The organism is Pseudomonas sp. BSw22131, assembly GCF_026810445.1.
GTDB classification, from domain to species: Bacteria; Pseudomonadota; Gammaproteobacteria; order Pseudomonadales; family Pseudomonadaceae; genus Aquipseudomonas; species Aquipseudomonas huanghezhanensis.
Genome location: NZ_CP113949.1, coordinates 1,886,754 through 1,908,128, shown reverse-complemented (window position 1 = coordinate 1,908,128; position 21,375 = coordinate 1,886,754). Strand labels below are relative to the sequence as shown.

The 21,375-nt window shown below is 57.3% G+C and carries 18 protein-coding genes, 4 tRNA genes, 1 pseudogene and 1 riboswitch; of the genes and pseudogenes, 7 read left to right on the top strand and 16 right to left on the bottom strand.

Translation table 11 applies throughout. The features are described from left to right. Positions 1–84: 84 nt before the first annotated feature. Positions 85–1,284: an acetyl-CoA C-acyltransferase family protein gene (locus OYW20_RS08525; RefSeq protein WP_268800254.1), complete on the top strand. Its 1,200-nt coding sequence runs from the start codon at positions 85–87 to the stop codon at positions 1,282–1,284. Positions 1,285–1,332: 48 nt separating this feature from the next. On the opposite strand, the gene OYW20_RS08520 is transcribed toward OYW20_RS08525, so the two are convergent. Together OYW20_RS08520 and OYW20_RS08515 are read right to left on the bottom strand one after the other, a co-directional pair. Beyond that, positions 1,333–2,025 carry a sensor histidine kinase gene (locus tag OYW20_RS08520; protein WP_268800253.1) on the bottom strand — a complete coding sequence of 231 codons (693 nt, stop codon included), beginning with the start codon at positions 2,023–2,025 and terminating at the stop codon, positions 1,333–1,335. Continuing rightward, on the bottom strand, positions 2,022–3,626 hold the full coding sequence (locus tag OYW20_RS08515) for a tetratricopeptide repeat-containing response regulator (RefSeq protein WP_268800252.1): 1,605 nt from the start codon (positions 3,624–3,626) through the stop codon (positions 2,022–2,024). Before OYW20_RS08515 ends, OYW20_RS08520 begins: the two co-directional genes overlap by 4 nt. A 256-nt stretch (positions 3,627–3,882) precedes the next feature. On the opposite strand from OYW20_RS08515, the gene OYW20_RS08510 reads away from it, so the two are divergent. Then, the gene (locus OYW20_RS08510) at positions 3,883–4,347 is read left to right on the top strand and encodes a DUF411 domain-containing protein (protein WP_268800251.1); all 465 of its coding nucleotides are present in this window, start codon (positions 3,883–3,885) and stop codon (positions 4,345–4,347) included. A 286-nt stretch (positions 4,348–4,633) separates the two neighbouring features. On the opposite strand, the gene OYW20_RS26150 is transcribed toward OYW20_RS08510, so the two are convergent. The 3 genes and pseudogenes from OYW20_RS26150 to OYW20_RS08500 all read right to left on the bottom strand — a co-directional run bounded on the left by OYW20_RS26150 (position 4,634) and on the right by OYW20_RS08500 (position 7,421). Next, the gene (locus OYW20_RS26150; protein ID WP_408005503.1) at positions 4,634–5,338 is read right to left on the bottom strand and encodes a methyl-accepting chemotaxis protein; all 705 of its coding nucleotides are present in this window, start codon (positions 5,336–5,338) and stop codon (positions 4,634–4,636) included. 201 nt (positions 5,339–5,539) lie between these two features. After that, positions 5,540–6,568, bottom strand: a pseudogene (locus OYW20_RS26145) (methyl-accepting chemotaxis protein); the annotation flags it as partial. A gap of 776 nt (positions 6,569–7,344) precedes the next feature. Then, positions 7,345–7,421: transfer RNA gene (locus OYW20_RS08500), tRNA-Arg, on the bottom strand. A 244-nt stretch (positions 7,422–7,665) separates the two neighbouring features. Here OYW20_RS08500 and OYW20_RS08495 point away from each other — a divergent pair. From OYW20_RS08495 to OYW20_RS08485, 3 genes are all read left to right on the top strand, one after another. Next, positions 7,666–7,980 (top strand): hypothetical protein, encoded by a 315-nt coding sequence (locus tag OYW20_RS08495; RefSeq protein ID WP_268800249.1) that lies wholly within the window; start codon positions 7,666–7,668, stop codon positions 7,978–7,980. A gap of 56 nt (positions 7,981–8,036) precedes the next feature. Continuing rightward, a complete protein-coding gene (locus tag OYW20_RS08490) occupies positions 8,037–8,237 on the top strand; it encodes a PA3371 family protein (RefSeq protein ID WP_268800248.1) in 201 nt (66 codons plus the stop codon). A 473-nt stretch (positions 8,238–8,710) separates the two neighbouring features. After that, the gene (locus OYW20_RS08485) at positions 8,711–9,037 is read left to right on the top strand and encodes an Arc family DNA-binding protein (RefSeq protein WP_268800247.1); all 327 of its coding nucleotides are present in this window, start codon (positions 8,711–8,713) and stop codon (positions 9,035–9,037) included. A gap of 135 nt (positions 9,038–9,172) precedes the next feature. Here the strand turns inward: OYW20_RS08485 and mgtE are convergent, their stop codons facing one another. Then, complete coding sequence (gene mgtE, locus OYW20_RS08480; RefSeq protein WP_268800246.1) at positions 9,173–10,615, bottom strand: magnesium transporter; 1,443 nt, start codon at positions 10,613–10,615, stop codon at positions 9,173–9,175. Between the two features lie 321 nt (positions 10,616–10,936). Between mgtE and OYW20_RS08475 the strand changes: the two genes are divergently transcribed. Beyond that, positions 10,937–11,428 (top strand): cell envelope protein SmpA, encoded by a 492-nt coding sequence (locus tag OYW20_RS08475; protein ID WP_268800245.1) that lies wholly within the window; start codon positions 10,937–10,939, stop codon positions 11,426–11,428. 44 nt (positions 11,429–11,472) lie between these two features. Here the strand turns inward: OYW20_RS08475 and OYW20_RS08470 are convergent. From OYW20_RS08470 to ltaE, 7 genes are all read right to left on the bottom strand, one after another. Beyond that, positions 11,473–11,549 (bottom strand) — tRNA-Arg (locus OYW20_RS08470). 118 nt (positions 11,550–11,667) lie between these two features. Continuing rightward, positions 11,668–11,744 (bottom strand) — tRNA-Arg (locus OYW20_RS08465). A 106-nt stretch (positions 11,745–11,850) separates the two neighbouring features. Beyond that, positions 11,851–11,941 (bottom strand) — tRNA-Ser (locus tag OYW20_RS08460). A gap of 62 nt (positions 11,942–12,003) precedes the next feature. Further along, positions 12,004–12,192 (bottom strand): carbon storage regulator CsrA, encoded by a 189-nt coding sequence (gene csrA, locus OYW20_RS08455; RefSeq protein WP_002554426.1) that lies wholly within the window; start codon positions 12,190–12,192, stop codon positions 12,004–12,006. 176 nt (positions 12,193–12,368) lie between these two features. Beyond that, positions 12,369–13,601 (bottom strand): aspartate kinase, encoded by a 1,233-nt coding sequence (locus OYW20_RS08450; protein ID WP_268800244.1) that lies wholly within the window; start codon positions 13,599–13,601, stop codon positions 12,369–12,371. A gap of 94 nt (positions 13,602–13,695) precedes the next feature. Continuing rightward, positions 13,696–16,314 carry an alanine--tRNA ligase gene (alaS, locus tag OYW20_RS08445; protein WP_268800243.1) on the bottom strand — a complete coding sequence of 873 codons (2,619 nt, stop codon included), beginning with the start codon at positions 16,312–16,314 and terminating at the stop codon, positions 13,696–13,698. A 143-nt stretch (positions 16,315–16,457) separates the two neighbouring features. Further along, positions 16,458–17,462 carry a low-specificity L-threonine aldolase gene (ltaE, locus tag OYW20_RS08440; protein WP_268800242.1) on the bottom strand — a complete coding sequence of 335 codons (1,005 nt, stop codon included), beginning with the start codon at positions 17,460–17,462 and terminating at the stop codon, positions 16,458–16,460. A 186-nt stretch (positions 17,463–17,648) separates the two neighbouring features. Beyond that, positions 17,649–17,794, top strand: a riboswitch (FMN riboswitch). 129 nt (positions 17,795–17,923) lie between these two features. Here ltaE and OYW20_RS08435 point away from each other — a divergent pair. Next, complete coding sequence (locus tag OYW20_RS08435; protein WP_268800241.1) at positions 17,924–18,436, top strand: 6,7-dimethyl-8-ribityllumazine synthase; 513 nt, start codon at positions 17,924–17,926, stop codon at positions 18,434–18,436. Positions 18,437–18,557: 121 nt separating this feature from the next. Here the strand turns inward: OYW20_RS08435 and astE are convergent, their stop codons facing one another. From astE to astB, 3 genes are read right to left on the bottom strand one after another with little or no spacing between them, the layout of a single operon-like run. Then, complete coding sequence (gene astE, locus OYW20_RS08430) at positions 18,558–19,565, bottom strand: succinylglutamate desuccinylase (protein WP_268800240.1); 1,008 nt, start codon at positions 19,563–19,565, stop codon at positions 18,558–18,560. Positions 19,566–19,579: 14 nt separating this feature from the next. Continuing rightward, positions 19,580–19,867: a topoisomerase II gene (locus OYW20_RS08425; RefSeq protein WP_268800239.1), complete on the bottom strand. Its 288-nt coding sequence runs from the start codon at positions 19,865–19,867 to the stop codon at positions 19,580–19,582. Positions 19,868–19,921: 54 nt separating this feature from the next. Beyond that, a complete protein-coding gene (gene astB / locus OYW20_RS08420) occupies positions 19,922–21,268 on the bottom strand; it encodes an N-succinylarginine dihydrolase (RefSeq protein WP_268800238.1) in 1,347 nt (448 codons plus the stop codon). Positions 21,269–21,375 lie beyond the last annotated feature (107 nt).

Below are 21,375 nucleotides of genomic sequence, written 5' to 3'. Positions count from 1 at the left end.
CGATCTAGACTTGCCCGCCATCACGGTCGCGTTTTCAGATGACGACCGCTCGAACACACTCATTTCATGCACGCTGGAGTCGACATGCCCGCTACTGATACCCAGAACAATGATGTCTTCGTCCTCAGCGCACTGCGCACCGCCATCGGCGGTTTCGGCGGCTCGCTCAAGGACGTCTCCCCCATCGAGCTGGGCACGCAGGTCAGTCGGGCCGCACTGGCTCAGTCAGGTCTGGGGGCCGAGCACATCGGTCATGTGGTCATGGGCCATGTCATTCCCACCGAAGTGCGCGACGCCTATCTGTCCCGCGTCATCGCCCTTGAAGCAGGCCTGACCCACGAAACCCCGGCGTTCAACGTCAACCGCCTGTGCGGCTCCGGCCTGCAGGCCATCGTATCCGCTGCGCAATCGGTGATGCTGGGGGATGCAAAAGCGGTGTTGGCGGGCGGTGCAGAATCCATGAGCCGTGGCGCCTACATCATGCCGCAGGCCCGATGGGGTGCACGAATGGGCAACATCCAGGCGCTCGACTACATGCTCGGCGCACTGCATGACCCGTTCGCCAACATCCACATGGGTATCACCGCCGAGAACATTGCCGAACATTACGGCATCACTCGCGCCGATCAGGACGCCCTCGCCCTGACCAGCCAGCAACGCGCCACGCAAGCCATCGCCGAAGGCCGCTTCGACAGCCAGATCGTGCCGATTGAGGTGCCCACACGCAAAGGACCGGTCAGCTTTTCGGTGGACGAGCACGTGCGCAGCGATGTCACTGCCGAGCAACTGGCGAAGATGAAAACTGCGTTCAAAAAAGACGGCACTGTCACCGCAGGCAATGCTTCAGGACTCAACGATGGCGCCGCAGCGCTGGTCATGGCCAGCGGCAAGATGGTGCGCGAGCACGGTCTCAAACCCATGGCGCGACTGGTGGCGTACGCCCACGCAGGCGTTGACCCGGCGATGATGGGCCTTGGCCCGATCCCGGCCAGCCGCAAAGTCCTGGAGCGCGCGGGCCTGACCGTTGCGGATCTGGACGTCATCGAATCCAACGAAGCCTTCGCCGCGCAAGCGTGCGCAGTCGCCCGCGAACTGGGGCTGGACCCGGCCAAGGTGAACCCCAACGGTTCGGGTATTTCCTTGGGACATCCGGTGGGCGCAACCGGTGCGATCATCGCCACCAAGGCGATCCACGAGCTGCATCGGATTCAAGGTCGCTACGCGTTGGTGACCATGTGCATCGGCGGCGGTCAGGGCATCGCGGTTATTTTTGAGCGCGTTTGAGGCGAGGTTGGATGCAACGCATTCAGCGCAACTGAAAGCCTGCGTCGCCTAAGGCAGGAAAATACTGAACGTGCCGCCACCCAGCTCACCGCCGTTGCTGATCTCGATTCGCCCTTTGACGCCGTGGCGTTGATGTTGCTCGGCGATGTGCGCGGCGAAGTACAGGCCCAAACCGGTGCTGCCACTGGTTTGGTTAATGCCCATCACGTAGTCACTTTGTTGCTCGATCATGTGCAGCGGGAACCCCGGCCCGTCATCGCTGACCGTGATTACCAGTTGCTCGCTGACCTGCCTGGCGCTGATGAATATCCGCTCTCGGGCGTAGCGGGTGGCGTTGACGACAACGTTCGACACCACAGACCCGATCAGTTCGCGATCAAAAAACCCGGGCAGTGCAAAGTCGTCAACCTCATAGCGGGCGACGATGCCGCGACTGTTCAGCACCTCCTCGTGAAGCGCCAGTTGCGCTTCGAGAAAGTCATCCAGCTCATGGTAATCAGGGCGCAGCGGCAACTGGTTGACGCCCAGTTTGTAGAGCCCCAGCAACTGCACCAGCATGCTGTTGAGGTGCGCAAACTCATAGTTGATCACGCCCTGCTCCGGCGCCGCCTTGAGGTGTGGGGGCAGTTGCGCCTGCAGTTGCGCGTGAGCATGGGTGAGGCTCGCCAGGGAGTTTTTCATGTCGTGCACGGTGGAGGCGATCACCATCGAGAAATTCAGCCCCAGGTCGCGATCCGTCATACGCCGAATGCCTTGTTGCGCAGCTTTTGATAGCGCTCGTAGCGCGCATCGGTTTCGGGCATCTTGCCGACCATTTTCAGGCTGGACTGACATTCCTGAAGCGCCGCAGCGTCGAGATTCTGCACGCCGATGTGCAGCAGCGACTGCGCCATGTTCAAGGCAATGCTGATGTTTCTTGGCTGCAACGCCAGTGCGCGCCGGAACAGATCCTGCGCTTCACCCAGATTGCCCGCACGGTAGCTGCGGATGCCCTGAGCGTTGAGATCGGTGGCGGCTTTGCCGATGCCCAGAATCTCCGGATCGTCTGTCTGCGCCGCAATGTTTTTCATCACTGCCGGGTCATCGCCGTAGATTTCAGCGCAGCTTTTCAAAATGCCGGCGCCGACGTCTTCCTGGCCCAATTGTTTCAGTTGCGAGGCGACCGCCAGCGCGGCATCTGCGCTTAAAAACTGGTCCATGCCCTCAAGCCTGGCCACCGCCTGTTCAATGAGTTTTTCGGCCAGCTCAGGATCGGACGCCTTGACGCTGGTGGCTTTCATCAGTCGCGCACGCACCTGCAATCCGCTGTCCTTGGCGTGTTCTCTGGCGACTTCGGTGAGCGTCTGGTTGATCTCCACGCGCGCTCTGGCGTCCAGTCCGCGCTCCCCACCTTTGCTGATCAGCGACTGGGCGAGACCCAGGTTGCTTTCCGGGTCTTTGAAACGCGAGAACTGCCCTTGCGCGACGGCTAGCCGGTAGGCCTTGGACGCGCTGTCGAAATCTTCGTTGGCCAGCGCCAGTTTGCCCAGCAAGCGCTGGCGACGCACGGCGAACGGCGATAAACGCACGGCCTCTTCCAGCACACCCTGAGCCGCCTTGACGTCGCCGACGGCAACCAGCACGTCCGCCATGCCGTCGTAGAGCACCGGCATCATCGGAAACGCTTTGATGGCCTGCTCGTAGATGACCTTCGCCTCAGGATGACGGCCGCGCTTGTACAGCAGTTTGCCCAGCGCGACGTACGCCCACGGCTGTGGACGATCCGTGAGGATGGCCTTTAGAAACGCTTCCAGGGGCTCGTACTGATTAAGGTCACGCAACGCATCAGCCTTGAAACGCAGGCACAGCGGCGCAAAACGGGGATCCTTCTGCGTGAGTTGGGTGCAGGCCGCCAGCACTTCGGCTGGTTTGCCGCGATCCAGCGCTTGCAGGATCGGTTTCAACAAGTCTTTGCGCTGGACGATTTTCTCCAGCCGCTGAGCCAGCCCCGCACGGTTGAACGGCTTGGTGAGGTAAGCGTCCGGCTCCCACTCCAGCGCGCTCATGACCATCGCCTGACTGTTTTCGGCGGTGACCATGACGAACACGCTTTCGTGGCTGATCAGCCGGTCCGTCATCAAATCTTCAAGAACCTGCTGACCGTTCTTCTTGCCATCGCCGAGGTTGAAGTCGTTGAGGATAAAGTCGTAGCGCTTTTGCGAGCACATGCGCAGCGCCTGCTCGCCAGAGTCAGCGGTATCAACTTCCTTGACACCCAGCTCGCGCAGCATTGACCTGACCGAGCTACGAAAATCGGAGAAATCGTCGACGATAAGAAAGCTTCTTTGGTTCCACGCCAGCATCGAGATTCCTGTCACGGCAAAATAAAAAAATGCCACCTTGCCCACGTAAGACATGCCCACGCAGTAGCGGCTTGTCAGGGTTATCGGCGGATCGAGGGTAAAGCTTTAGAGGAGAAGAAAACGCTTCTTGGCAGCACGAATTGACGCCGGCTCATCTTGTTACACATTTGGTTTGCAATCGGGTTCGGCTTTTCGAGAGAGTCGAAACCTGGCTGTCCGGCCGACGTTCACTCATTCACCAAGAGTCCCGTTTCCAATGACAACCCTCTCCGTCAAGAAAGCCCGTCAAACCCTGGCAGTGGCCGCAGTCCTGGGCTTTGCAACGCTGGCGCAGGCTGCAGATCCGAAATCCATCGACGTCTATCGCGACCCCAATTGCGGCTGCTGCAGCAAGTGGATGGCGTATTTGAAAGACAACGGCTACACCGTAATCGATCACAAAGAAGACAACATGAGCGCCGTGAAGGAAAAGCTGGGCGTCCCGGCCCAACTGGGCTCCTGCCACACGGGTGTACTGAACGGGAAGTTCATAGAAGGCCACGTGCCTGTGGAGCAGATTTCCGAGCTGACGAAGCGCGCTGATCTGATCGGTGTGGCGGCACCGGGTATGCCAATGGGTTCACCGGGTATGGAGTCGGGCACCCGTCGCAGCGCGTTTAAGGTCGTCGGGCTGACGAAGTCTGGTGAGGAAACGGTGGTGGCGGAATTTGCAGCGCAGTAGGCGCGTCCAGTAGGAGATGGCGTGGGTTAGAGCAGGGCTTTGGATTGTCGGCTGCAAATACCGGTTAGTTGCAAATATTGGCTAATAGTCCCTAAGCATAAAGCCCCATGAAGTCGACCTGGGCAGCGAGATGTGCTGCCCAGATGACTTGGCAGCACGTGTACGGTTTGACTTCAGCTTACAGCTTCAAGGCCGTACTGGCAGGCGTCTCAATTTCGACCGGCCTTGCGGTGCTTTGGCTGACTCACCGCAAGTACCACGCACAGCGAATTGAAGGCGCCTGGGTTTACGTCTTGAAGTGCGAGGTCATTTTTTGCAGGTCGTGGCCCAGGGACGCCAGTTCAACTGTCGCCAAGGCGCTCTCTTCGCTTGCTATCGCCGACTGATCCGCCACATCACGAACACTCAAAATGCTGCGATTGATTTCTTCGGCCACCGCACTTTGTTGCTCGGCGGCTGCGGATATCTGCAGGCTCATCTCTTGAATTGTGCCGATGGACTGGTTGATCTGGATGATTGCCTTCTCGGCATTTTGTGCCAGCTCGACGGTACTCAACGTGCGCTCGCGGCTGGACACCATTAACGTTGCCGCAGCTTGCGTACCTTGCTGCAAGGCAAGGATCAACGTTTCTATTTCCTTGGTGGAGTCTTGTGTGCGCTGGGCAAGTGAGCGTACTTCGTCTGCCACTACCGCAAACCCGCGGCCTTGTTCACCCGCACGTGCGGCTTCGATGGCCGCGTTCAGAGCCAGCAGGTTGGTCTGTTCGGCAACCGCCTTGATCACGTCAATGACTTTTCCGATCTGGTCACTGTCCTGCGTCAGCACGTTCATGGCGCCGCCCAACTCTTCGATTGCCTGAGAAAGCTCGGTAATCTGCATTGTCGCCTGCTTGACCACTGCGCCTCCATGACGCGCCTGCTCTTCAGCCAGGGTTGCCGCAGCAGAAGCGTCGGTCGTGTTACGCGCTACTTCCTGAACGGTGGAGGCCATTTCATGCATGGCTGTGGCCACCTGATCCACCTCGACTTTCTGTTGACGAACACCTGCACTGGCCTGCTCACTCATGGCTGAGAGTTTTTCTGCAGACATCGAAATCTTCGTGACACCCACGCCAACGCCTTGCACCAGCGTATTGAGGTTTTGCGCCATTTCTTCCATGGCATTTTGAAGATCGCCCAATTCGTCGCGCCGCGTCGACCTGGCCTGAATCGTGAGGTCACCTTTGGCGATACGGCGAGCCAACGCGACCGTGACCGTAAGCGGTGAAGTGATCTGACGAGAGATCACGACTGATGCAAACAGCCCCACCAACAACGCGACCAGGGTCAAGATCGCCACCTGAATAAAGGCATCATGCTGATCGGCGCGCGCCAGGCGTTGCTGGGTGTCCATCAAGCCGGTCATGATTTTATCCATGACATCGCTTTCCTGATCGACTTGCTGACGCATGCTCTGTTTTTGCTCGAAAAGAGCAGAAACCTTAATAAGCACGTCGCGATACTGGCGCATGCCGGCATACGCTTCTTCCAACTGGCTGGAGAGTTGGGCCGGCAAACTGGTACGGGCGTTGGTGATGTTAATGAGGAAGGTGTCGGTCGTGTCCATCAGCAACTTTTTATTTACCGCGTCTGGAACGGCTATGTATCGACGCAATACGAGGCGAAACATAGTCATGCCGTTGCGCAAGTCGGCCACCGTCCGCAGCTCGGTCACGTGCTCACGGCTGGGTTCCTCCTGGGCGCTGGCGGTGCTGGCTTCAAGCAGTCGAAGGAACGTATCGACGAATTTATCGGACAAAGCCCCCAACGGCTTCAGCGCACCGCTGGTGGACTTGTCGGTTTCGACGAGACGACTGACCTTTTGGTCATAGGAAGCAATGCTGGCTTGAAGCTGCTGAAGCGCTTGCTGATTTTCTTCACTTTTCAGCGTAATCAGTGCCTTGGATATGAGGCTTTGCAATGCATTGAGCTGCGTGCGGTAGGTCTCGAGTGCGTTCTGGTCCGCAGCTGCTTCGTACTGCTTCTCTGAAAGACGCATGTCCTGCGCAGCATCGTTGAGCTTACCGATCAACCGAGTGGTGTCCAGGCGGTCAACAAGTATGTTGTTGCTCGTGTAACCGATGAAAGCCACGGCCAGCACTGCTAACAACAGTGTGCCAAAGCCGATCCCAAGCTTTCGGGAAACTTTAATATTTTCTAAAAATCTCGCTGCTACTGCCATCTTCAGCCTCAAATGCCGTCACGTCATCAATCCGCTAGGCACATAGTCGTTTCGGCAACCACGGTTGCCTTCAAGGGTCAGGTGTCGTCATCCAAGGCGAGGTTCAGGGTCGGTTCCAACTTCCCCATCTAAACGAAACGTGTGTTGCGGGCTGAATCAGAAAGACTGTACGCGCACGGCGAACATCGACTCGGAATCAGACTCAAGCCATGCCAGGGCAGTCCTGGATAAGGATTTTACGTTTCGGATTCATCATCGGCGGCGGACGCCATAAACTTTAAAAAATTGTACATTTTTTTGTTTTGTACAGGATTTTGGATCCTATCGACGCGAGACAAGGCTTTTGCTGTACAGGAAAAGCGCAGGATCCTCTGAAGCTGGAGGCTAGCCGTGGGCGTGAAAGCGGCGGAGACGCCGAGCGTTTATTGAAAATCGTGCAACAGTTCAAACTGTATTAGCCTCTCAACAGAACGTGAACAGCACTGTTGGCGCCCAGTAGAAAGCCAGCATGTAGATCGACGGAGAGTCCATGCGAGGGGGTTCACTCGAAAGCAGCAACTTGATTCGGGCACTCGTCCCGGCCTGCCGGCGCAGGCTTTGGGAGCATTTCCGAGCCGTCGAAGCTGACATCGGGCACACGGCCTTCCTACGCATAACCAGCGGCATGCGGAGACGTAAAAGACCCTTCGGCCAATTCTGTGCGGGCTTCACTATTGCTGGTAGTGGTAAGGGGGACGGATTCTGGTAGCTATAAGCAGAGGGAGCGTTGAAGTAGATGGTGTCCCAGGGCCGGTTCGAACGGCCAACCTTCCCCTTAGGAGGGGGATGCTCTATCCAATTGAGCTACTGGGACACGATGTCGGCACACAGAGTGGCGCCAACGGAACGGCGTGCATGTTAACGGCAAGCCATTGTTTTGTCATGTCGTCATTGCCGATTGAGTCCGTAGTACACCGGAGTGAATAAAGAGTTCCGCCTCGCGTCGTGCAATTTGCAACAGTCCAAAATGACATCATTGCAATCTGCAATGCACCCCCTCCAGAAATGCGATCTATCTAACTGATTAATAAGCCATTTTTATTAGCTTTGAAGCTGGCATGCGCCGTGCAATATCTCTTTTAAGAACAGGAAATTTCCTTCAAAAGAAAATCAAAGCCACGGCGAAGGTACTCGACATGAACATGATGACTCTCTCATTGCTGAACGCCGTAGCACTAGCCGCCTTGGTGGCTTTCCATTTTCAGGATGATGGCAGTAAGACCGAGAGCGTCGCTGTTCAGGCTCAACCTCATTACTTGATGAAGCAGGCTCCGCGCATCGCGTCGCTGCAGGTACAGCGCGCTGATACCTTGCTGGCCAACGATGCCAGCGAGGAAGTCAACGTGGACCGCAGTCAACGCTGGGTGTTTTAAGCGCAGTCATAGCTCCGAGGCAAAAACGCCGCTCAACCCGCACTACGAGAACCGCCATGTCAAAAGCAGCATTATCATTCCTGGTCCTGGCTATTATGGCCGTTGCAGCAAACCGGCTAATTCCCGTCTCGCAGGCAGCACTGTCGATAGCAACAATCCTGGCCGCTGTCGTGTTCGTTGGTCTGTTTCTCGGTGCGCTTTTTGTGGGCCGCAAAATCAAGTTCGACCCCGTATTGCGCCAGATGAAACAGCGTTGAACATCCGAACGAGTGACACGTACAACGATGTTGCATTAGAAAAAGTCTGTTTGGATACGCTTCCGCTGAAGCCTCTCTAGATCTGTCACGAGATCGTTGAACGCTCCTCCCCCCCCTCACGACCCTTCGTCCCTTTCTCACGGGATCGGTCGCTAAAACCGCCCTGCCAGCCTACGCTGAAGACAGATAGCCATCATTGCTGAATCCAACGACACTTTTCCGCCTAATGGCGATAAAGGCAGAATAGGAACTTTGCAAACTGGTGCGCATTCCCGATAATCGGTGCTGGCTAAACGCCTTTATCTAGCTCAATATTTGTCACAGATTTGACGCCAAGGATCCGGCATTCTGATGCATGATGGCGGGCCCAATTGTTGGCAGGTTGAACATTTTGCCAAAATGACAGTCAGACGATGACATCTCGCGGCCAGTGCACCAACCGCCTCCCTCTTTGAACTAAATCGGTTAAATATATGAGCCCTATGAAACAGGCCAATTATTCAAGTCGCACAGCTGACAAGTTCGTTGTCCGTCTACCTGAAGGCATGCGCGAGCGCATCGCAGAAGTCGCTAAACTGCACCACCGGAGTATGAATTCGGAAATCATTGCCCGTCTCGAGCAAAGCCTTATTCAAGAGGGCGCACTGGGCGACGAGCCAAGCCTGCGTCTGGACAGCCCAGAGCTGTCACTGCATGAACGTGAACTGCTGCAACGTTTCCGCCAGCTTGCACATCGTCAACAAAATGCTTTGGTATCACTGATTGCTCATGACACAAGCCTGGCGAACGACGACGAATAAGTCGTACTACCCAGAGACTTAAAGGCCAGCCTCAAGCTGGCTTTTTTGTGGGCGGTTGTTTGTCTCAGGAGTGGCGCGTGGAATTTCAGGCGAAAAAAAACCGCCATTGAAAGGCGGTTTTCTTGTGTATTGCATTCAGAGCAGGAAAATCGTCGCCAAACCGAGAAAAATGAAGAAACCTCCACTGTCGGTCACTGCCGTGATCATTACACTGGCGCCCATCGCAGGGTCGCGCCCGAGTCGGGACAAAGTCATGGGGATCAAGACGCCCATGAGCGCCGCAAGCAGCAGATTCAGTGTCATAGCGGCCGTCATGACCACCCCGAGCGACCAACTGCCGTACAGCATGTAAGCGACGCACCCTATCACCCCGCCCCACACCAGACCGTTGATCAAACCAACGACAAGCTCTTTGCGCATCAATCGGGAGGTATTGCCGGTGCTGACCTGATCGAGCGCCATAGCGCGGACGATCATGGTGATGGTCTGGTTACCGGAGTTGCCGCCAATGCCCGCCACGATGGGCATCAATGCTGCCAGCGCGACGAGTTTTTCAATCGACCCCTCGAACAAGCCGATCACGCGCGAAGCAATGAATGCGGTAACCAGGTTGACTGCCAGCCAAGCCCAACGGTTACGCAATGAGCGCCAGACGGAAGCGAAGATGTCTTCTTCTTCCCGCAGACCCGCCATATTGAGGACTTCGGTTTCGCTTTCTTCACGAATCAAGTCAACCATCTCATCGATGGTCAGACGGCCGATCAGCTTGCCGTTCTTGTCCACGACGGGGGAGGAAATAAGGTCGTAACGCTCGAACGCCTGCGCCGCTTCATAGGCATCGCCGTCCGGGTGAAAACTCACCGGGTCATTGGCCATGACATCGGCAACCTGCTTGTCCGGGTCGTTGACCAGCAGGCGCTTGATCGGCAAAACACCCTTGAGTACGCCGTCATGATCGACGACAAACAGCTTGTCTGTATGGCCCGGAAGCTCCTTGAGACGACGCAGGTAGCGCAGAACTACTTCAAGGCTGACGTCTTCACGGATGGTCACCATCTCGAAGTCCATCAAGGCGCCGACCTGGTCTTCGTCATACGAGAGAGCGGATCGCACGCGCTCACGCTGTTGAGTGTCCAGCGCCTCCATCAACTCATGAACAACATCGCGCGGCAGTTCAGGCGCAAGGTCAGCCAGCTCGTCTGCGTCCATTTCCTTGGCGGCAGCGAGCAGCTCGTGATCGTCCATGTCGGCGATCAGCGTTTCACGTACGGAGTCGGATACTTCGAGGAGGATGTCGCCGTCGCGGTCCGCCTTGACCAGTTGCCAGACGGTCAGTCGGTCTTCGAGCGGGAGCGCTTCGAGAATATAGGCAACGTCGGCCGAGTGAAGATCTTCGAGCTTGCGTTGCAGCTCGACAAGGTTCTGACGGTGGACGAGTTTCTCGACGCGGTCTTGATTCTGGCTTTCCTGACGATGCGTCAAGTCTTCGACGATGCGCTGACGCTGCAGCAGGTCAATGACTTGAGCCAGGCGATCCTGAAGGCTTTCTTGCGTCTTTTTTACTTCTGTTACGGTCATAGGCGAACTCCACTCCCAGCAGTGGAACACGCCGAGAGATCAATCAGTCGATTCTTGATTGGTACAGCTAGATTCAGAGTAACTACTGGGTAAGTCCATGGAGGTATTCCACAAGCCCCGGCGGGGCTGACGCGCGCAATCATACACCGCTTTGTCAGCGCTGCCTGTTAAAAATTCACCTTGGAACAACCGCTTGCAGCACATTGCTGAACAGTCTCCGAGTCAGTGCGGCGCCCGGTCACATTGTGAGAAGAAAACCCGCTCGCACCGCAAATGCCCTCTGGCTAGCCTATGCCGACATTCGTCACGGAGGACGCCTCGATGCCACTGGCTCGCCCGCTGCTTTTCAGTACCCTGCTCTTTTTGCCCTTTCACAGCCCTGCAACGATCGTACATCGCTGCGACGACGGCGCCGGAAGCATCACCTTTACAACGCTGGGCTGCCAGCCAGGACAAACCTGGAGCCTTCAAGATGCGTTCAACGCTCCGCCAGGCACACAACCATCGTTCCTTCCACCCGCAGAAGCAAACCGCCCTCCCCTCGAAACGACTCATGCTCCAGCCAGAGAACTGGTGGTAGTCGGGCAACATGAGGATGGCTGTGGAAATCGATTGTCTGCAGAGCAAAGGCGCAAGGCGATGCTTAATCTGCAAGCACCCGCGGGCATGACTCAGCGAGACGTGGAAAGCATGCTGGGAAAGCCGGACAAGATCGCCAGGAAAAACGCAGAGGTGCGGTATGTGTATAAAGACAGGAAAGGAAACAGCAGCCAGGTGACGTTCGATGAGAACGGCTGCGTGAAAGGCAAATAACAGAAAGCAAAAAGCCCGCATTTGCATGCAGGCTTTTCGTTTATTGGTGCACTCGACAGGATTCGAACCTGTGACCGCTCGGTTCGTAGCCGAGTACTCTATCCAGCTGAGCTACGAGTGCAAATGGTGATTTTTAAACCAGATCGCCACTGGCTGAAACATCGGCGTTTAAACCAATACCTGTTGAAGCCAGGCTCTTTCTAAAGTAATTGCCCGTATTGCTACAAACAACTCTTAAATGGTGCACTCGACAGGATTCGAACCTGTGACCGCTCGGTTCGTAGCCGAGTACTCTATCCAGCTGAGCTACGAGTGCATTTGTTGCCGCGCATTATAGGCCGTCGATTCTCTTGGTCAAGCACTTTATCCACTAAAATCAAACACTTACGGATCAAGCCAGAAACAACGTACTACGCAAATAATGGCGGAGAACGGGGGATTCGAACCCCCGACACCCTTTTGAGGTGTACTCCCTTAGCAGGGGAGCGCCTTCGGCCACTCGGCCAGCTCTCCGCAACACGGGGCGTATAATAACCACCCTTTCCCCCGTTTGCAAACCGAAAATTCAATAAAAATTAATGGCTTGGTTCCTCGTCCTTCTCTTTCTTGATCCGAAGGTAGATCTCTTCACGATGGACAGCCACTTCCTTGGGCGCGTTGACACCGATTCGCACTTGATTACCTTTGACGCCCAGCACGGTCACCGTGATTTCACCATCACCAATGATCAGGCTTTCAGCGCACCGACGAGTCAGAATCAGCATACCTTTCTCCTCACGTCCAACATTCAGGGACAGCAGTCTGCAAAACGATCAGGCATCATCCAGAGCCAGTAACAGCAGAGTCTACGCCTGAAGTGACGAGTGCCCGCATACACAGCACATGGGCATACATCGACAACAAAAAAGGCGCGGCCATAGACCGCGCCCTCCTTCATCCATTACTCGCCCTGGCGCGGAGCGTCCAGCTCAAAGGCGGTGTGCAGTGCACGCACAGCCAGTTCCAGGTACTTCTCTTCGATCACCACAGACACTTTGATCTCGGACGTAGAGATCATCTGAATGTTGATGCTCTCCTTGGCCAGCGATTCGAACATACGGCTGGCAACACCGGCGTGCGAACGCATGCCGACACCGACAATGGATACCTTGGCAATCTTGGCATCACCCTTGACTTCACGCGCGCCGATTTCGCTCGCGGTGTTTTCCAGTACCTGCAAAGCGGCCTGGTAGTCATTGCGGTGCACGGTGAAGGTGAAGTCGGTGGTGTTATCGTGCGCCACGTTCTGCACGATCATGTCGACTTCGATGTTGGCGCCGCTGATCGGCCCAAGGATTTTAAACGCAACGCCCGGAGTGTCTGGCACGCCACGGATCGTCAGCTTGGCTTCGTCGCGGTTGAAGGCGATGCCAGAAATGATCGGCTGTTCCATGGATTCCTCTTCATCAATGGTAATGAGGGTGCCCGGCCCCTCTTTGAAGCTGTGCAGTACGCGCAGCGGGACGTTGTACTTGCCAGCGAACTCGACCGCGCGGATCTGCAAGACCTTGGAACCGAGGCTGGCCATTTCCAGCATCTCTTCGAAGGTAATCTTGTCCAGACGCTGGGCCTGTGACACCACACGCGGGTCAGTGGTGTACACACCATCGACGTCGGTGTAGATCTGGCATTCATCGGCTTTCAGCGCCGCAGCCAGTGCCACGCCCGTGGTATCAGAACCACCGCGACCGAGGGTCGTGATGTTGCCGTTTTCATCCACGCCCTGGAAACCCGCGACCACAACCACTCGCCCGGCCTTCAGATCAGCACGAATCTTCTGATCGTCGATCTGCAGAATGCGCGCCTTGTTGTGCGCGCTGTCGGTGAGGATGCGAACCTGGTTGCCGGTATAGGAAACCGCCGGCACACCGCGCTTGATCAACGCCATGGCGAGCAACGCAATGGTCACTTGCTCGCCGGTGGAAACGATCACATCCAACTCACGAGGAACCGGTTGGTCGCTAATCTGCTTGGCCAGTTCAATGAGGCGATTGGTTTCGCCGCTCATGGCCGACAGTACGATCACCAGATCATCGCCTGCTTCACGGAATTTTTTGACTTTGTCGGCCACTTGTTCGATGCGCTCGACCGAGCCCACGGAGGTGCCACCAAATTTCTGTACGATTAAAGCCATCTCAAAGCCGCCTCAGCCCGTGTGGGCGCCCATTAAACCTCTTCGACCCATAACGCCGGAACCCGCTGACAGGCAGCGGGCTCCGGAGGTCGACTTAAATACCCTGCCCGGCAAACGGGACTGCCAGCGCGAGCGCTGCGTCCAGTGCGGCAGCGTCGACGCCACCGCCTTGCGCCATGTCAGGACGACCGCCACCTTTACCACCTACGGCGGCGGCCGCTTGCTTCATCAAATCACCGGCTTTGAGTTGGCCAGTCAGGTCTTTGGTTACCCCGGCAACGAGGACGACCTTTTCTTCATGGACACTGCCGAGCAGGATCACTGCGCGGCCGAGTTTGTTCTTCAACTGATCGACCAGTGCCAACAGCGCCTTGCCATCCTGACCATCAAGACGGGCAGCGAGGACTTTGACGCCGTTAACGTCCACCGCAGAGGCCGACAGATCGTCGCCCGCCGCACTGGCCGCCTTGGCCTGCAGTTGTTCCAATTGTTTTTCCAGCAGACGGTTACGCTCGATCACCGCCGCGAGCTTGTCCAGCAGGTTCTCGCGATTGCCTTTGACCAGCGTCGCGGCTTCCTTGAGTTGCTCTTCGGCACCGTTCAGGTAAGCCAGTGCCGCAGCGCCGGTCACCCCTTCAATACGTCGCACGCCCGCAGCAACACCGCCTTCGCTGGTGATCTTGAACAACGCGATGTCGCCGGTACGATTGGCGTGAATACCGCCACACAGCTCGACGGAGAAATCGCCGCCCATGCTGAGCACGCGCACGTTGTCGCCGTACTTCTCGCCAAACAGCGCCATGGCGCCTTTCTTCTTGGCGGTTTCAATGTCGGTTTCTTCGGTTTCAACCGGGGAGTTCTTGCGCACTTCGGCGTTGACGATGTCTTCCAGCGCCTTGATCTGTTCAGGCTTGATCGACTCGAAGTGGCTGAAGTCAAAGCGCAGACGCTGACTGTCGACCAATGAGCCCTTTTGCTGAACGTGATCGCCCAGCACCTGACGCAATGCAGCGTGCAACAAGTGAGTGGCCGAGTGATTCAATGAAGTGGCCTGGCGCACTTCAGCAGCGACTTGCGTGCTGACCGTTGCGCCAACCTTCAGGCTGCCCGACACCTGAACACCATGATGCAGGAATGCGCCACCGGTCTTGGTGGTGTCGCTGACGTCAAACCGTACGTCACCGGCCGTGAGGTAGCCGCTGTCGCCGATCTGGCCGCCGGACTCTGCATAAAACGGGGTCTGATCAAGGATCACGACGCCGTCTTCGCCTTCATTCAACTGCTCGACCGCAACGCCTTCTTTATAGAGAGCGACGATTTTCGCGTCACCGGCAGTTGCTTTGTAACCAGTGAACTCGGTGGCCACATCGACCTTGACCAGGCTGTTGTAATCCATGCCGAACGAACTGGCGGAACGAGCACGAACACGCTGCGCGTTCATCTCCCGCTCGAAACCTTCCTCGTCGAGGGTCAGGTTACGCTCGCGGGCGATGTCGCCGGTCAGGTCCATCGGAAAACCGTAGGTGTCGTAGAGCTTGAACACAACATCGCCCGGCACCACGGTGCCTTTGAGCTCAGCGAGATCCTGCTCGAGGATTTTCAGGCCCTGCTCCAGGGTCTTGGCGAACTGCTCTTCCTCACCCTTGAGCACGCGCTCGATGTGCGATTGCTGGTTTTTCAGCTCGGGGAACGCTTCGCCCATTTCGGCAACCAGCGCTGCAACGATCTGATAGAAGAAGCTGCCGGTGGCGCCCAGCTTGTTGCCGTGCCGGCAAGCGCGACGAATGATCCGGCGCAGCACGTAGCCACGGCCTTCGTTGGACGGCAGCACGCCATCGGCGATCAGGAAACCGCAAGAACGGATATGGTCGGCCACGACTTTGAGCGAAGCCTGATTGTCGTTGCTGCAGCCGATCGCTTTCGCGGCGGCGGCCAGCAGGCTCTGGAACAGGTCGATCTCGTAGTTGGAGTTCACGTGCTGCAGCACGGCGCTGACACGCTCAAGGCCCATGCCGGTGTCGACCGACGGCGCGGGCAACGGGTGCAATACGCCGTCGGCTGTGCGGTTGAACTGCATAAACACGTTGTTCCAGATTTCGATGTAACGGTCGCCGTCTTCTTCCGGCGAGCCTGGCGGGCCACCCCAGATGTCGGCGCCGTGATCATAGAAAATCTCGGTGCAAGGGCCGCACGGGCCGGTATCGCCCATGGTCCAGAAGTTATCAGAGGCGTATGGCGCGCCCTTGTTGTCGCCGATGCGCACCATGCGCTCGGCTGGCACACCGATTTCCTTGGTCCAGATGTCGTACGCTTCGTCATCCGAGGCGTAAACCGTGACCCAGAGTTTTTCCTTGGGCAGGTTCAGCACACCGGTGAGGAAGGTCCAGGCGTAGGTGATGGCGTCGCGTTTGAAATAATCACCGAAGCTGAAGTTGCCCAGCATTTCGAAGAAGGTGTGGTGGCGGGCGGTGTAACCGACGTTTTCGAGGTCGTTGTGTTTACCACCGGCGCGCACGCACTTCTGGCTGCTGACGGCACGGGTATAGGCTCGTTTTTCCTGACCCAGGAAGCAGTCCTTGAACTGGTTCATGCCTGCGTTGGTAAACAGCAGGGTTGGGTCATTGCCCGGAATCAAGGAGCTTGAGGCTACACGGGTGTGGCCTTGCTGCTCGAAGAAGCGAAGGAAGGCTTCACGGATTTCTGCGCTTTTCATAGGTTCTTCCACGGGAACTGCGGCCAGAGGCACATGCATAACGTCATCGACGTAGCGACGGCAAAGGGCCGCATTATATAGGCGTTGCACGCTCGGTACAGCGTGTTTATTCGATAGAAACAAGCAATTGGATTATCGGTCGATCAGGCCAAGGCAAAGTCGGCAAACGCGTCAATGACCTGCTGCACCTGCGCCCGACTGACGTCCAGATGCGTGATCATCCGCAGCCGCGGCGCGGCGCTCAGGATGATGCCCCGGCTTGCGCAAAACGCCTTGAGCGGCTCGGCGCGTTGATCCATCTGCACGTAAACCATATTGGTCTGCACCGGCTCAACGGCGTACCCCAACTCGCTCAGGCTCTTGCCCAGAAACGCTGCGTTATCGTGATCCTCGGCAATCCGATCAACGTGATGGTCCAGCGCATACAGCCCTGCTGCAGCCAGAAAACCCGACTGTCGCATGCCGCCACCGACCATCTTGCGCAAGCGGCGCGCCTTGCCGATGAAGGCTTCGGTGCCACACAGCACCGAGCCCACCGGCGCCCCGAGGCCTTTGGACAGGCACACCGAAACCGAATCGAAATACCGGGTGATCTCACCGGCATCGACGCCGAGCTTTACCGCTGCGTTGTACAGCCGAGCGCCGTCCAGGTGCAGCTGCAACCCGTGCTCGGTCGTGAGCTTGCGTGCCGCCGCCAAATAGTCCATCGACAGGACTTTGCCCTGCATGGTGTTTTCCAGGGCCAGCAAGCGCGTGCGGGCAAAATGGAAGTCATCCGCCTTGATCGCGGCTGCCACCTGATCCAGGTCCAGCGAACCGTCCTGCTGATTGTCCAGAGGCTGCGGCTGGATCGAACCCAGCACGGCCGCCCCGCCTCCCTCGTATTTGTAGGTATCGGCGTGCTGGCCGACGATGTATTCATCGCCTCGCTCGCAATGAGCCATCAAGCCCAGCAGATTGCTCATGGTGCCCGTAGGCACAAACAACGCAGCGGCAAACCCCAATCGTTGGGCCAGCACTGACTCCAGACGATTAACGGTCGGGTCCTCGCCATACACGTCATCGCCAAGCGGCGCCTGCGCCATGGCTTCACGCATGGCTGCGGTGGGCTGGGTCACTGTGTCGCTGCGCAGATCGATAACCGTCACGATTGAAGCTCCCTGAAGAAAAGATGGCGGACCTGAGTTTTGCGGCCCTGGACCCGGATAATCAAGGCATCGGGTCGCATTTCCAAGCACTCGTTATAAGAAAAAGTCAGGATCACTGTCAGAAAGCGTCCATGCATATTCGTAAAAACTGTGATAAAAAATGCCCGCCGACGATCATTTCGTCGGCAACGTTCTCAGGGCGGGGTGCAATTCCCCACCGGCGGTAATGGCGCGCAATGCGTCTAGCCCGCGAGCGCTTGCTCAGGCAAGGTCAGCAGACCCGGTGTGATTCCGGGGCCGACGGTCATAGTCCGGATGAAGAGAGAACGGGACTGGCACAACAGAATTGCATCGAACGTACGGTCACGGGCGCAAAACGCTCGCACTCCGTTCTAGTGCAACCTGGCATCCCATTCGATCCAAAGCGCCCTGTTTTTTTCATTAAACAGGAGTCAGAACACATGCAACCCACCGCAATCGACAGCAAAAGCAAAAACCACCCGAACGAGCGCATCGCTTTTATCCAGGCTTGCTGGCACAAGGATATCGTCGATCAGAGCCGCAAAGGTTTCGTCGCCGAGATGGCCAGTCAGGGTTATGCCGAGAGCGACATCGACTTCTTCGAAGTCGGTGGTGCCTTTGAAATTCCACTGCACGCCAAACTGCTTGCCAATACAAATCGCTACGCAGGCATCGTAGCCGCAGGCCTGGTGGTCGACGGCGGGATTTATCGTCACGAATTCGTCGCCCAGTCAGTCATCAGCGCTTTGATGCAGGTTCAGCTGGAAACCGAAGTGCCGGTGTTTTCGGTTGTCCTCACGCCCCATCATTTCCATGCGGGCGAAGAACACCAGAAATTCTTCTTCGATCACTTCGTTCACAAAGGCCAGGAAGCTGCCAAAACCTGCGCTGATACACTGAGCAAGTTACGCGCTATCCGTCGCCCGGAAGCACAGAAGAAAGTCGCGAGCTAAAGCAAAGTCACTTCTGTAGGACCCAACTTTGTTGGCGAGGCAAGCGCTGTGGTATCTCAAGCGAAATGCCTCGCGAACACGTTCGCTCCTACAGAGATCCGCAGTGCCCCGGCAACCACCCCTACCTCAACTGCTCATCCGTCGTCGGCACGATCAATATCCCGGCGCGCAACCCTATCTTCACGCCAGGGTTGGGGAAGATGATGCGCGCACCCTCCTCCTCAACGATCCAGCGCGAGCTGGACACGTCCTCAGCCAGCACAAAACCTTTTTCCAGGACGGTGAAGTTTTCGACATCGTCAGGCAAGTTGAGCTTGAACGCGTCGCTGCGCTTGATGATTTCCCGAGAGACGCTGAACAGTTTCAGGCCGTCGATCTGATCGCCCACCAGCGGCTCGGTGCCGCGGATCAGATTGTTCAACAACGCCTTCAACGGCGTCAGATTGACCTGCTGGTTTTGCCCGAACGGCCGCGCCTTTCCCAGCTCGAGGGTGAAAGACTCAGCGCCCAGCTTGTCGTAGGTGTAGGCGCTGAACACGATTGACGGTTTGTTCTGCAACAGCACCGCTTGCATGCCCGCGCCGTGCAAACGCACCAGCTCGCGACGCGAATGCCGGCGGCCTTCTTTCCAGGGGTACAGCGCGAATTGTTCGATCTTCGATCCGCGAATCGCCGTGTGCAGGTCGTAGTGCAAACGCTGGCGATCCGGCACGCTGAAGAAGGTCGCGGCCAGACGCTCCAGCTCACAGGCACGCACCGCTTCGGCGCTGCTGCTTTGTTCATGACGTCCGTTGAACAGACGGTTCACATCCTGCTCGATATAGCGCTCGCCACGGCGCATGGCCTCGGGATTACCGAACAGGAAAAGAATGCGCGCACACGGCTTGAGCTCGCCATGGGCAATGGCCTGGATCAGCTCATCGAGTAATTCAATGGGCGCCGTTTCATTGCCATGAATGCCGGCTGACAGCAGCAGGTCAGTGCCGTTGTCCAGAGCCTCTGGCGGCTTCACTTCCAGTGCGCCTTCGGCCAGCCAGCGCAGACGCACGCCGTCGACGGTCAGCTGCGTTTTCTCGGCGGGTTCATGACCCGCCAGCGTCAGTTCGAGCAGTTTGCCGAGGGCGAGCATGGCTGGATTTCCGCTTAGTCGTGGTTGCAGTCAGGACCATGAACGTGGTCTTCGTCATCGCCCGCATCAGCCGGTTCCATTTCCAGTTGCAGGCTGACCAGGTTAGTGGCCAACGGACGCAACAACAGGTTGGCGTATTCAGCATCGCCTTCTTCGACGTCGACACCGATCAGCAACTGCCCACGGCCGTCTTGCTGGATCCACAGCTCCTTGCCTTGCCAGATAACGGCAACGCGAGTGCAGGAAGTTTCCAGCTGGGTGCCATCGGTGTCTTCAAGGATCAAACGCAGGGCGTCGGTCATTTTGTCTCTCTCTTTGATTCAAGGCATCAGCGACTGTGCGCTGCCTCGGGTACGTCAGTTGATTTGGAAAGGGTAAACCGCACCCAGCTTCAAGTGCTGCGTGAGCTCATCCAGCGCCGTGCGGCATTCGGTCAACAGTTGCGGATCAGCCAGATCGCTTTCGCTCATGCGGTCGCGATAGTGCTTGTCCACCCACTGCGTCAGGGTGCCGTACAACGGGGCGGTCATGATAACGCCTGGATTGACCGCCGCCAGTTCAGTTTCATTGAGCGCTACGCGCAGTCGCAGGCACGCCGGGCCCCCGCCGTTCTGCATACTCTGCTTGAGGTCGAAGACTTTGACCTCGCCAATCAAACTGTCGTCGGCGATCAAGCGCTGCAGGTAATGCCAGACGCGCTCGTTGCCACGGCATTCTTCCGGCACGATCAGCAACATCGAGCCGTCCTTGCGCGACAGCAACTGACTGTTGAACAGGTAAGAACGCACCGCGTCCTCCACCGCTACTTCGCTGCGCGGCACGCAGATGGACTGGAAACGCCCGCCACGGCGGCTGAGCTTTTCGTGCAATTCGGCCAGCAGGTGTTCGGTATTGAGAAACGCGTCCTCGTGATAAAAAAGCACTTCGCCGTTACCGACGGCAATCACGTCGTTGTGAAACACACCCTGATCGATGACCGCTGGATTTTGCTGGCCATACACCACGCCTTCATCGCTGAGCCCGTGCAACCGCGCGACGGCTTGCGAAGCTTCCAGCGTCTGACGTGCAGGGTATTTCTGCGGCGCAGGGTAACGGGTGTCGAACGCGCTGCGGCCAAAGGCAAAAAACTCGACACCGGCCTCACCGTAGTCACGGCAAAACCGTGTGTGGTTGGCCGCGCCCTCGTCACCGAACTGCGCCACGGCGGGCAGTGCCGCGTGATGGGCGAAATGCTGTTGATCGGCAAACATCGCACCCAGCACGCGGCTGGTAGTCGGGTGCTCGATGCTGCGGTGGTATTTGCAATTGAGGTTGGCCGCCGTGAAGTGCACGCGACCATCGGCGGTGTCTGCGCTCGGGCTGACGGTGGCAGCGTTGGCCACCCACATGCTTGACGCCGAGCAACTGGCGACCAGCAGTGGCATGTCATGTTTGGCCGCGCGCTCTATGACCTGCGCGTCGGTGCCACTGAAACCCAGTTTGCGCAGACCGGCGACGTCAGGGCGCTCCTGCGGCGCCAGTACGCCTTGGGTAAAACCCAACTCCATCAACGCTTTCATTTTCGCCAAACCCTGAAGCGCGGCTTCGCGTGGGTTGGACGACTGCTGGCAGTTGCTCTGGGAAGCGACGTTGCCGTACGACAAACCGCCGTAGTTGTGGGTTGGCCCCACTAGACCGTCAAAGTTGACTTCACAGGATTTCATCGGTGAGGCTCCGTGGATCTGTTTTTATAAACATCAATTTCATGTGCAGCGAAGGCCCTGTAGTAGCGCGCTCGCCCGCGAAGCTTCATACCTGCCGAAGGTACTTC

Coding starts and splice junctions, on each gene's coding strand:
- OYW20_RS08525 (WP_268800254.1), top strand. CDS start 85: ATGCCCGCTACTGATACCCAGAACAATGATGTCTTCGTCCTCAGCGCA.
- OYW20_RS08510 (WP_268800251.1), top strand. CDS start 3,883: ATGACAACCCTCTCCGTCAAGAAAGCCCGTCAAACCCTGGCAGTGGCC.
- OYW20_RS08490 (WP_268800248.1), top strand. CDS start 8,037: ATGTCAAAAGCAGCATTATCATTCCTGGTCCTGGCTATTATGGCCGTT.
- alaS (WP_268800243.1), bottom strand. CDS start 16,314: ATGAAAAGCGCAGAAATCCGTGAAGCCTTCCTTCGCTTCTTCGAGCAG.
- OYW20_RS08520 (WP_268800253.1), bottom strand. CDS start 2,025: ATGACGGATCGCGACCTGGGGCTGAATTTCTCGATGGTGATCGCCTCC.
- OYW20_RS08425 (WP_268800239.1), bottom strand. CDS start 19,867: ATGACCGACGCCCTGCGTTTGATCCTTGAAGACACCGATGGCACCCAG.
- astB (WP_268800238.1), bottom strand. CDS start 21,268: ATGAAATCCTGTGAAGTCAACTTTGACGGTCTAGTGGGGCCAACCCAC.
- csrA (WP_002554426.1), bottom strand. CDS start 12,192: ATGCTGATTCTGACTCGTCGGTGCGCTGAAAGCCTGATCATTGGTGAT.
- astE (WP_268800240.1), bottom strand. CDS start 19,565: ATGCTCGCCCTCGGCAAACTGCTCGAACTGACGCTGGCGGGTCATGAA.
- OYW20_RS08475 (WP_268800245.1), top strand. CDS start 10,937: ATGCCACTGGCTCGCCCGCTGCTTTTCAGTACCCTGCTCTTTTTGCCC.
- OYW20_RS08450 (WP_268800244.1), bottom strand. CDS start 13,601: ATGGCTTTAATCGTACAGAAATTTGGTGGCACCTCCGTGGGCTCGGTC.
- OYW20_RS08485 (WP_268800247.1), top strand. CDS start 8,711: ATGAGCCCTATGAAACAGGCCAATTATTCAAGTCGCACAGCTGACAAG.
- OYW20_RS08495 (WP_268800249.1), top strand. CDS start 7,666: ATGCGCCGTGCAATATCTCTTTTAAGAACAGGAAATTTCCTTCAAAAG.
- OYW20_RS08515 (WP_268800252.1), bottom strand. CDS start 3,626: ATGCTGGCGTGGAACCAAAGAAGCTTTCTTATCGTCGACGATTTCTCC.
- OYW20_RS08435 (WP_268800241.1), top strand. CDS start 17,924: ATGCAACCCACCGCAATCGACAGCAAAAGCAAAAACCACCCGAACGAG.
- mgtE (WP_268800246.1), bottom strand. CDS start 10,615: ATGACCGTAACAGAAGTAAAAAAGACGCAAGAAAGCCTTCAGGATCGC.
- OYW20_RS26150 (WP_408005503.1), bottom strand. CDS start 5,338: ATGGCCTCCACCGTTCAGGAAGTAGCGCGTAACACGACCGACGCTTCT.